This is a genomic window from Globicatella sulfidifaciens DSM 15739, from assembly GCF_900167405.1.
GTDB lineage: Bacteria > Bacillota > Bacilli > Lactobacillales > Aerococcaceae > Globicatella > Globicatella sulfidifaciens.
On the sequence record NZ_FUWO01000008.1, the window covers coordinates 55,504 to 67,368 of the forward strand.

8 protein-coding genes are annotated in these 11,865 nt (G+C 36.7%); 1 reads left to right on the forward strand and 7 read right to left on the reverse strand.

Translation table 11 applies throughout. The annotated features are described in order from the left end of the window. Position 1: 1 nt before the first annotated feature. The 5 genes from B5D12_RS05580 to B5D12_RS05600 form a co-directional block, all read right to left on the reverse strand. Positions 2-1,246, reverse strand: coding sequence for an amidophosphoribosyltransferase (locus tag B5D12_RS05580; RefSeq protein WP_078755874.1), 1,245 nt, complete (start codon positions 1,244-1,246; stop codon positions 2-4). Positions 1,247-1,256: 10 nt separating this feature from the next. Then, complete coding sequence (purE, locus tag B5D12_RS05585; protein ID WP_066126011.1) at positions 1,257-1,727, reverse strand: 5-(carboxyamino)imidazole ribonucleotide mutase; 471 nt, start codon at positions 1,725-1,727, stop codon at positions 1,257-1,259. Positions 1,728-1,755: 28 nt separating this feature from the next. Next, a complete protein-coding gene (locus tag B5D12_RS05590; RefSeq protein WP_078755875.1) occupies positions 1,756-5,388 on the reverse strand; it encodes a phosphoribosylformylglycinamidine synthase in 3,633 nt (1,210 codons plus the stop codon). 14 nt (positions 5,389-5,402) lie between these two features. Then, the gene (locus B5D12_RS05595) at positions 5,403-6,080 is read right to left on the reverse strand and encodes a phosphoribosylaminoimidazolesuccinocarboxamide synthase (RefSeq protein ID WP_078755876.1); all 678 of its coding nucleotides are present in this window, start codon (positions 6,078-6,080) and stop codon (positions 5,403-5,405) included. A 489-nt stretch (positions 6,081-6,569) separates the two neighbouring features. Then, positions 6,570-7,727 carry an O-antigen ligase family protein gene (locus tag B5D12_RS05600; protein WP_078755877.1) on the reverse strand — a complete coding sequence of 386 codons (1,158 nt, stop codon included), beginning with the start codon at positions 7,725-7,727 and terminating at the stop codon, positions 6,570-6,572. Positions 7,728-7,904: 177 nt separating this feature from the next. On the opposite strand from B5D12_RS05600, the gene B5D12_RS05605 reads away from it, so the two are divergent. After that, entirely contained in the window at positions 7,905-9,122 is a 1,218-nt protein-coding gene (locus tag B5D12_RS05605) for a D-alanyl-D-alanine carboxypeptidase family protein (RefSeq protein WP_234982922.1), read from the forward strand. Positions 9,123-9,458: 336 nt separating this feature from the next. On the opposite strand, the gene B5D12_RS05610 is transcribed toward B5D12_RS05605, so the two are convergent. Then, complete coding sequence (locus B5D12_RS05610) at positions 9,459-9,887, reverse strand: pyridoxamine 5'-phosphate oxidase family protein (RefSeq protein WP_078755879.1); 429 nt, start codon at positions 9,885-9,887, stop codon at positions 9,459-9,461. A gap of 67 nt (positions 9,888-9,954) precedes the next feature. Then, positions 9,955-11,631, reverse strand: coding sequence for a DUF6020 family protein (locus B5D12_RS05615; RefSeq protein ID WP_143412047.1), 1,677 nt, complete (start codon positions 11,629-11,631; stop codon positions 9,955-9,957). Positions 11,632-11,865: the final 234 nt, after the last annotated feature.

Consider the following 11,865-nt stretch of genomic DNA (forward strand, 5'->3'; position numbering starts at 1 on the left):
ATTATGCCTCCGTTCTTTCAAAGTAGTCGCCATACATTTGTTGACGTCCTATCGCTTTGTATAAACCATTTAGCGATAAGAAAGCTAATGAATCACAGCCAATGATGGCTTTCATTTCTTCAATATTATGTTCATAAGCAATTAATTCGTCATTATCAGGAATATCTACCGTTAAATTATTCGAGCTAACAATTTGCGGTGCCGCGATTCTGACATGTACTTTATTAGCTCCTTTTTCTTTTAAATTCTTTACAATTCGTTTAATAGTAGTGCCTCGAACAATTGAATCGTCAATTAATATAATGTCACGATTCATAATGTTGCCACGAATCGGCGTTAACTTAATCTGAATGCCACGTTCGCGTTCGACTTGCGTTTCTTCGATAAATGTACGGCCGACATAGCGATTACGGACAAACCCCTCTTGGAAAGGAATGCCGGATTCTTTGGCATAACCTAAAGCAGCAATCACGCCAGAATCCGGAGCACCAATCACAATATCAGCTTCAACTGGTGCCTCTAAGCTCAACATTTTTCCTAAACGGTAACGCGCATCATAAACTGAAATATTATCAATTACCGAATCTGGACGAGCGGTATAAATAAATTCAAATGCACAAATATTAGACGTTTCATTTGAAAGGTAATAAGATGTTTGCCCATTTGCGGTATGAATAAAAATCTCACCCGGTTGCAAGTCGCGAACAAAACGTGCACCAATCGACTCAATGGCACATGATTCAGTCGCAACAATCGTCGCTTGTGAATCATAACCGATACATAAAGGTTTAATGCCCTTCATATCGCGGTAGGCGATCATCTTGTCATCATTCACATAAATAAAACTAAACGCACCTGCAAGACTCAATAAGTACTCTCTTAAGTCTGCACATTCACCTTCAAGGCGATCCCATAAATCGTCAAAAACAGAACCTTCATTGGTAACCACACCATCAAAAACCATCACCGCCCCATTTCGTTGGATTGGCATATCCGGTGTGTGGTCATAACGGAACTTATATTTTACAAAGCCAACGCCCTTTGATCCTTTCAAATCATCATTTTTTCCACGGGCAAAGCTTCGCTTAATAAGTCCCGGTCCAACACAAAGGTCCACTTCTCCGTCATGCACGGTCGCAATACCAGATGATTGTTGCCCTCTATGTTGTAAGGCATAAATACCAAAATAAATGGAAGTAAAAACATCTTTGGGCTCTGTTGAAAAGTATCCAAATAATCCACTCATGGTAAGCCCCTTATAGGTCGGTAATGTCATCAGCCATCTTGATAACATTTTGTTTCATTTGTTGTTTATAGGCTAATAATTTTGCAGCGATGTCTTTATCATGAACCGCTAAAATTTGAGCTGCTAAAATCGCAGCATTAGCTCCACCATCAATCGCAACCGTTGCGACTGGAACACCTGAAGGCATTTGCACAGTTGATAATAATGCATCAAGACCATCAAGCGTTGATGATTTAACCGGAATTCCGATTACTGGTTTAATCGTCGCACCAGCTAATACCCCCGCTAAATGGGCTGCTTTTCCAGCCATCGCAATGTACACATCTGCCTCATCACGTTCCACTTCTTCCAGTAATAAATCTAAGGCACGGTGAGCAGAAATCACTAATACTTTGTAAGGTAAACCAAATTCTTTTAATTGTTCTACGACTTTTTGAGCAATTCCTTTATCGGAGGAAGATCCCATAATAATTGTTATCATTGCTATATCCTTTCTATATTTAAAGTTTTTAATTAAAATATTGACGAGCTGACTGAATAAATGGCGGTAAAGCTTCAATTTCAATATTGACGTATAAATCCTTATCCATTCTTTCAGGGTTTGAAACGGAAGCAAAGACTAAGCCATCTGGACTGGTCATCGCATCCACTGCGGGTGCATGATGGTACTCATTAAATACCGATAACACTTGCCCATTAGCAAATAATTCATCTGCTTTATCCCCTAAATCAATTTGTCCCCAAGCAGTCGCTACTGCGGTTGAGAATATTGGCGATGTCGCTTTGTTCGCCCATGCTGAATAATTAGACACTAGGGTGCTTGGAATAATGTCTGCCATAAATTTGCCATATGGGTTTTGGTTGACTTGAATCTTGGTTCCTGGTTGGAAACGTCCGAATTCAATTAAACCGGCACGAATTAAACTTGCTCCTGCAGAACCAGCTCCGTAAATTAGCCCTTTTTGTTCAAGATGTTGCATGATGGCTTGTCGAACAGCTTCATCCTGAAGTACTAAATCCCAACCAAAGCCAGATTCACTTGGTTCATTAGCAAACACAAAACCTGAAGCCAATGCAATTACTTGATAATCGTTTATTTTAGCTGCTAGTGCCGCCACAGATTGTTGATAGAGTTCATGACTTGAAGTTTGAATAATGTGAAATTCTGTCATAAAACCTGCCGCTTCAAAAGCATCACGTAAGTCATATTCCGTATTGGCACCTAAAATTACTGGAATCAATACACGAGGTTGATTGTTTTTAACTTGCTCACTGTATGTTTGAGTCACTGGTTTTGGACTTATTTGCATTGGTTTTTCAATCAATTCATACACTGAAGCTAAAACTCGTTTATTTGCTTGATGAATGTCGGTAATCTTAAGTTGAACATCCGCTAAACTAATTACCTCCACTTGTGTTTGACCAATCACTTCATAGGTTAACCCTTCTAAAACAGTTAAGTCTTCTACCTCAACTACAAAAGATCCCATCATTGCTTCAGTTAAACGATGAGCCATTCTGTCATGCAATTGGATTCCAATGTGGTTTCCATAAGCCATATTCAATACTTCTGATAGTAAACCTTTGACACCGACCGTAGAAACAGCAGCTAATTTTCCTTCAATCGCTAACTGATGTAATCTTTCAAGTGTCGCTTTAAAATTACTTAAATCTAAGGTACCGTCTGCTTGAATAACTGATTCTATTAAGACAACCGGATGATTCGCTTTTTTAAAGGCTCGTGATACAACCTGGTGAATGGTTCCCGTCGCTACAGCGAAACTTACTAATGTCGGCGGCACCGTTAATTCTTCGAAAGTACCCGACATTGAATCTTTTCCGCCGATAGCAGCTAATCCTAAAGCCGCCATCACTTCATTCGCACCTAATAATGCTAATACTGGTTTGCCCCATGCTCTTGGATTGTTCCCTAAAGATTCAAAATATTCTTGGAAAGATAAGCGTGCTTTTTTGTAATCAAATCCCATCGCAACTAAACGAGCAATTGATTCTACTACCGCATAATATCCTCCATGGAACGGTGAACGTTCTGCTAAATATGGATGGTAACCATATGCCATCGCAGATGTCGTTTGAGTTGCACCTTTATCAACTGGTAAACGAGAAATCATTCCTAATTCTTTCGTTGCACGGAATTTTCCACCATATGGATAAAGCACGGTTCCACGACCAATTGACGCATCAAATTGTTCATCCATTGCTTGTTGATTGGCTTCAGCTAAAGTTTGAACAAAAGCCATCACATTTTCTTCGGTAAAGGCAAACTCTTCGTAATCAAAAGGTTTCTGTGTTGGGTTAACTAAAAGGGCATCCGCTTCTTTTTCGGCCCCATTAGTATTTAAAAATTCACGACTTAAGTCGACAATTTTTTGACCGTTCCAATGCATCACCATGCGTTTTGACGCAGTAACTTCCGCAATAATGGTTGCTTCAACATCTTCATCCGCACAATATTGCATAAAAGTATCAATATCATCTTTTGAAACCACCACAGCCATTCGTTCTTGTGATTCTGATAATGCAATCTCGCCGCCATGCATTCCTGGATATTTGGTTGGCACTTTATCCAAGTCAATCATAAGACCATCGGCTAATTCACCTACCGCAACGGATACCCCACCGGCACCAAAGTCATTACAACGTTTAATCAATCTAACAGCATCGCCATTTCTAAAGAGACGGCCGATTTTACGTTCAATGGACGCATTTCCTTTTTGAACTTCTGCACCGGCCGTTTCAAGTGAAGTTTCTGTTTGAACTTTTGACGAGCCAACAGCAGCACCTAAACCATCACGTCCAGTACGTCCACCTAATAAAACAACATAATCACTAGCTTGAGGCTCTTCCCTAACAACATTCTCTCGCGGAGCCGCCGAAATGAGTGCACCCAATTCCATCCGTTTTGATTCAAAACCAGGATGATAGATATCCTCATTAAAAGATGCGGTAACCCCATATTGATTGGCATAATCTGCATAGCCAGCAAGCGCCGTTTTAGCAATAACTCGTTGTGGCAATTTGTCTTTACGAACATTTGCCCATGCTTGGTTAGGATTCATTCCGCCACCCAAGCGCATTGCTTGATAAACCCAAGAGCGACCTGACAATGGGTCTCTGACCCCACCGCCAATACAGGTTGACGCTCCCCCAAATGGTTCAATTTCGGTTGGGTGGTTATGGGTTTCGTTTTTAAAGTATAATAACCAATCTTCTTCGGTTCCTTCTACATCTACTTTTATTTCTAAAGCACATGCATTGATTTCAGCAGAAATTTCGACATCCTCTAATTGATGTTTCGCTTTTAAGTTTTTCGCTTGAATAGTGGCTAAATCCATTAAAGTAATCGGACGATCGGTGCGTTGTAATTGTTGACGGGTTTGAAGATAATTATCTAACGCTGCTTGGAATAGAGGTGCAAATTCGCCTGCTTCTACCTCGATATCTTTTAAGTGCGTATTAAATGTTGTATGGCGGCAATGATCGGACCAATACGTATCAATTACTTTTAATTCGGTTAAATTCGGTTCACGGTCTTCTGATTGGAAATAAGTTTGACATAATTTCAAGTCATCAAAATCCATTGCAAACTGTGTACCAAATACCTTTAACGCTTCATCATCCATTGCTAAAAATCCACTAATCGGTTCTAAATCGGTCGTTGCTGACGCTTGAATCACCGGATTGGCTGCATCAAAAGCCACTTCTACTTTTTCAACAGGATTCAAATAATATTGCTTAAACATTTCAAATTGAGTAGCCGAAATATTTTCAATCACAATCACTTCAGAATGATGAACGCGCCCATGATCAAAACCTAAGACTTGACGCATCATTCGTTCGGTCATTTCTTCCTTTTCATTGTATTGGCCAGTTACTTGACGACATCTAAATGCATGTCCAGCAAATAAATCATCCGTATTTTGATGTAAAAGACGATGCGGCGTTGATAACATTCGGTCTTTAACTGTTTCTAATTCAGCTTCACTTAAATTCTCAAAATCAAAAATATCAAAGTAGTGAATGACAAATTCATTTTCCCATCCTAAAAACTCACGTGCTTCTTTCGCTAATCGTTCAACTTTTCCTAACTGCCCTTGAATGGATTCTGTAATTACGCGCATTTTGTTGTCCCCTCTTATAAATAATGAACGATATCTAATGGATTGACGTATTCTGTTTCTTTATAAACACGCATATTACCACCAGACACTTCATCGATTAACACAATTTCATCACTACCCGCTAAACGTCCAAACTCTAATTTAATATCATAAAGTGATAATCCTTTAGTGGCTAAATCTTCTTTAATAATAGTTGAAATATCACGAGTCAATTGTTTAATCTTAGCATATTCACCTTCATTTAAAATTCCTAAGATTTCTAATGCATCTTCATTAATCAGTGGATCTTCGCGGTCATCATCTTTTAGTGTAAATTCAACATACCCTTCCAGTGGCATACCTGATTCAGCATATAATCCATAACGACGAATAAATGAGCCAACCGCTACAAAACGGCAAATAACTTCTAAGCCTTTTCCGAACACTTTAGCCGGTTTAATTTCCATCGTATTCTCATCAATGTTGGCCTCAACAAAATGTGTTGGAATTCCTTTTGCTTCAAGGAGTTCAAAGAAATATTTAGAAACGGTGACATTGGCTTTTCCTGAACCTTCAACCGTTAACCCAACCTGATTGGCACCTGGATCAAATTGGCCATCTTTACCAGTCATATCATCTTTAAAGTGAAAATAGGTTTTACCTTGTTCGTCTTGCAATAAATCTTTCGTTTTACCTCGATAAATGTTTTCCATTCCATTGACTCCTTTACTTTTTATCTGCTCCGACTAACTATAAAAATAAAAAAATGATGAGGAATATAACTCACACAGACTTTTTTAGTTTAACATTCGTATTTTTTGAATGTCATTCTAATAAAGCCATAATTATTATCCCATCTATGCTTTTATTATAAACAAATATAATAACTATTGTGTAAAAAAACTTATTGTGTTTTATTTCTCCTGTTTAATGTTCGTGTTTTTAAACGGGAGGTAGTCTTTTAGGAGGTATCATCTTATGTTCAAACTTTTTACTAATCCCCAAGATAAAAAAAGCGAGCAAGAAGTAGAAAACCACCGATTTTCGCTTCACCTGCTCGTCCAGTCATAATTTTGAGTCGTATCAAACAACTTCCTCGATCGCCGTTTGATGACACTCAATTATGACGCCATTAAATAAAAAAATGAGACTAGGAAGAAATCATTTAAGTTTCTTCTCAGTCTCATCGGCTATTTTTAATTTTATTTCGTTTGATAATCAAATGCTTCAATCGGTGAGGATGCAATTAAAAGAAAGACATATCCCGTTTGAAGCCATACAATCGATACGTCCATTAAACCATGAACCAAAACCAATACTCCCATCGCCATTAATAAGGCTAAATCTTTCTTCTTAGATGGTTCTCTTAATTGTTCTATTAAAGTACGAACAAAAGGCGTTAAGGCATTTACAAAAATTAATAAGCCGAAAATTCCGTAATTAGCTAAAAAGTCTATCAATATTTGATGCGAATGCATGTCTGCTTCATTCGTTACTAAATAATAGAAATTTATATATGCTAAAGGACCTCTTCCAGTTAGTGGTCGCGTCTTAAATATTGCCCATCCATTAGACCAAATCATAAAGCGATCTTCGAAACCGTAAGCTAGTGACTCAAAACGTGGGAAAATACTCGGGTTTAAAATAATCACCACTAAACCCACCATACCTAGCGTTAAAAAAGCTATTGCTATACGGCGATAATTAAACCACAATATCACAAAAGCACCAATTAAAACCGTTGGAATCAACATTCTCGATGCAGTTAAAATAACCGAAATACTATTTAAGGATAAAATTAATAAAACGAGAGCATATTCCCATTTGTTTTTGGCAATAGTAAACCAATAAATAGTAATCACCATCGCCATCACAATATAGAGCCCGAAATAGTTAGCATTGAAGAAGAATGATTCAGCTCTAAATTGAGGACTTGCTTCAGTTATTATATAAGTCCAAGGTAATGAACGCTCTTGAATAAATTTAAAATAAGTACTAATGGCATGTATACTAATCAGGCCGCTCTCAATACTCAAAATCTTCATTAATAAAACAAACAAATCACGCTTTATGATTTGACGATAAACCCAAAAGAATAATGCAAATAATAAAAAACCTAATGGAAGCAGAGCACCTAAAAAATTATAATTCAATAATGCAACTACTTCTGCATATACAAAAAAAACCAACCAGGGTGATAGTGTCTTTAAAATTTCTAATAAGCTATCGCGTTTTTGATACATTAGAATCAATAAAATCATGAATATTATCGGACCGCTAATGAAAAATGGCAGTACAATACTCATAGTTGCATAAATTAAGAGACGTTCTGGTAAATTATATCGGATCAGTAATTTCATAGTAACACCTCCAGAAACACAATGTCTAAAATTATATATACATTATATAATAATAGCATAATCGTGACTATTAATTGTGAAGTTTTTTTGAAAAATTAGAATTTTTTCTAACTTTATACCACATTTTGTCTTTTATTTGCTATAATTATGAAGGACTATTACTAAGGAGGATTTATTTTGAATTTAACATCCAAATTTTCTAAATATCTACTAACATTTTTAACCTTATCCATGATTAGTGGACCGATTGGCGTTTCTGCACAAGTATCAAAAACCCCAATCTTAAGAGGAGACGTACCCGTTATTGAAGAGACTGACCCCTATGTCTTACCCGAGGATTACCCTCAAGACATCTTAGACTGGTACGCCTCCAATATTGACGCTCGTTCTTACGTGGTGATGGACGGTGAAACAAATCGAGTATTAGCTGAACAAAAAGCCAATACGCGTTATCCTATCGCTTCTATGTCAAAAGTTGCGTCAATATATTTAGTCTACCAAGCTATTAAAGACGGAAAATTGAAAATGGATGACAAAATTGAAATCCCTCAAGCAATTGAAGATAATATGTCATTTAATCCAGAAATGTCAGCCATGGGATTATATGGTGGGGTTGAGTATACCGTGAAAGACTTAATTTACGGTGTTATGTTATTATCAGGTAACGACGCAACATCTGCTTTAATGTGGCACTTATATGGTTCAGAACAAGAAGGTGTTAAAGCGATTCGCGAATTATTAAAGTCTTGGGGCATGACCAACTTTGAATTTTATACTGTTTCTGGTATTCCAAATCAATATATCCCAGAAGATTGGTGGATTGAAGGTTCAGTTGCCGAAAATGAAAATCAAATGACTGCTTCTGATGTGGCATTGATGGCACAACATATTGTACGCGACTTCCCTGAAGTTTTGGAAGTGACTAGCGCGGAAAGTTATGTCGCACAAGAAGGAACAGAATATGAAGTTGTCATGTCAAATCCTAATCAATTATTACCAGGTGGCGCATATGAACGAGCAGAAATCACTGGCTTAAAATCTGGTATGACTGACGCAGCAGGTAAAAACTTTGTCGCTTCTGGTAAAGAAAACGGTCGTGAAATCTATGTCGTTGTGATGGGATTATTTGATACCGCAGAAATGGTGATGAGTACTTATTGGGAAGTTGAAATTTTACTAGATAAATTAGCAGAATATCCCGAGCTATATAAAAATGAAGGTTTGCCTGTTAATCAACACGAAAAACCTGTAGAAGAAGAAACTACCGTTGATGGTGAAACCGCTCAAAGCGATGAAATCGAATCGTTGATTAAAGAACACGGTATTCCAAATGAAAACCGTCGTGATAATCCGATTACAAACTTTATGAAAGATATTTTTAATTTCTTTAAATAAAACCATATAGTTAAAGCTCCTCAAGCAACTTGAGGAGCTTTTATTTATATCAAAAGAGTGAGCTCAGAGGCTGAGCAAAAACTTTAAAAATTTGTTTGGTATCAGCTATTTAGTTTATCGCGCAAGGTGTGAGTAGTCTCAACTGTGCGGAGGGTGAACAAGCGAAGCGAAAATCATTCGATTTTCCACTTCTGCTCCACTCCCTTTAGACCCACTTTCATTCTAATATTAAGCAAGAACAAAATATTCCTGTCATAACATCACTTTATGTTACTTAGACATCATCTAGTCATCGTTTAGTCTGATTCAAGAGTCTTTAGTTAATCTCTAAATCCGTTATTTTCCAATGGTAAAGGTGTATTTATGCCCTTGTGTTAAACTTTGATAAAACCCATCTGCTTCATACATTTGAAATACTTGCACAGCTGCAACATCACTCTCATTAGGATAAACGTGTTTAACGAACGGATTATCTTTTAAGACTTCTTCTAGGCCTTCTCGACCGATTTCTTTTACTTTCCCTTCGATACGAATCACTTGAATTAAATAATCATCTTGTTTCAACGCCGTAATCGCAACATTTTGATTCCCTTGTAATTGCTTATAAAAATTAGTCTTCGGACTCGTCATAAAGAAAATTCCTTGTTCATTGGCTACCCCCACATTAATATAACGGGCATGTGGTTTGCCTTCAGCATCTACTGATGAGAATACTGCCGCTTTAATATCATTTTGTAAAATCGATAAAATATCTTCTACTTGCATCAAATGCACCCCTATCTAAATATTATACTAAATTAATTATACCATATTTCAGATAAAAGCGATATCATTATGATGAAATCAAAGCTTTTGTTGATACAACCTTAAAAATTATGGCTAACATCATCGAAGTGATAACGGGTGCTAAAATATAACGAATATTATAAGCGGGCATCGCCAAACATAATGTCCCCAAATGAAGTAAAGAAGGCAATAAAATCAATAAATATGTCCACCTTTTAGAAAATATTACTGAAAAGGAACTTGCAAATAAAATTAAAATACTAACTGATGCCACACTCGTAATAAACGGCTTATGAACTCCATCATGCGGAGCTTGCTGATAAGACCACTCAGCAATCAAATTACGTAGTGGCTCTACTGCAAAATCATAATGCTGTAAATAAGGATCATAATACGCTTTCGGTGAATTGATCATATAATGAAACATTTGAGTCCCTGGCAAACCATGCTCCCATCCATTCACATCCCATAATGGTCGTATTTGCTGTAATTCTGCTCTTAAGTAGAGTAGCGGATATTGTTGACCAATGGTTAACCAGTTCTTTAACAACTCCTTTTGATGGGTGTTAATAAATTCTTTATTAAAATCCTGGTGAAATTTGACTGGATCAATCATAACAGGGGTATACTTTTCTTGCCAAGTTGCTCGTGGTAAAATTTGATCTAAAAACTCGTTTTGTTTTTCCGTTAATGGTTTTCCTGCATCAACCCCTGCACCAATATGCTGTAATACCATACTATATTTCTCACTCGGTGAACCTGGTACAATAGCATATCGTTGATTTAATAATGTGTGATACCCCATAAAAATTAAAGCTGTTAAGACCATTATTATGGCTACATCTTTCCATTTATCAAAAGAAAACAAAAACCATATCACTAAAAATGCGATGCCTACATAAAACCCATTATGCCGACCTAATAGCACCACATTAAAGTTAAAGGCAAATATAATCTTCGAGCTCCAATGTTGCAACCAAGTTGGTTCAATAAAATAAATCCTTACTAAAAATAAGGTGACTAAAACTAAAGAAAGATTATACAAATTATCCTTATATAGAGTAACCATATTTGATAGTAACAGAGTCGTGAATAGAATGGTAAACACTACTAATAAAATATAAGACTTTTTAAGTCGAAGATCCAGTAATTGCTTGCTAAAATAAGTCAGGACCATGATGGAGCCCATCACTTGCATCCAGGTATACACGACTGGCGTTCCGATTAATTTATAAGAGAGTTTCATCAATAAGGTGGTCAAGACCGGATGCCAATCCGATAAGGGAATACCTCCCATTGCTTGTCCCCATTGAGAATAGGAATCAATATACATATTCCCTGGGCTAAAAGCAAGCAGTAGCGGAAAATAGATAATGAGTAATGCCAGGATCATCATTATTAAAAACTGAGTCTTTTGCCAGTTACTAAGCAATCCTTCTATGTGATACAGCATATTTTTAGCGGTCATAGCAGTAACGATTTTAAATAATGAAAAATAGAAGCCCACTCTTAAAACCGCCAGTACCATTTCATAGTCCAATTGCTTCGGTGGATTCATATAAAAAGAAAAAACATTCAGTAGAATAAAACACACCATCCATCCTAAATCTTTCCGATTAAACCTTATTTCAACGTCCTTTGTGACTGCAATAAAGCCGATGATTAAGACTAAATGCCAGATACTTAGATGGTTGAGCCCAAACATTAGTATTGTACTGACCAATATCACTCCTCTTGTCAACAATCCTTTCACATACATACTCCCTTTCACTTTTTATCTCACTCATTATACACTAGAAAATTAATAAAAATACAGACTCCCTCTTAATATTTTATGGCTGGTTTCAACATAAAATTATGCTTTCACCTCTTAACCTTATCCTAAACTAACGAATTAATATTTAGAACAAACTCAATGAGATAGTAAAACGTTTATCTTAGATAATTATAAAAATAA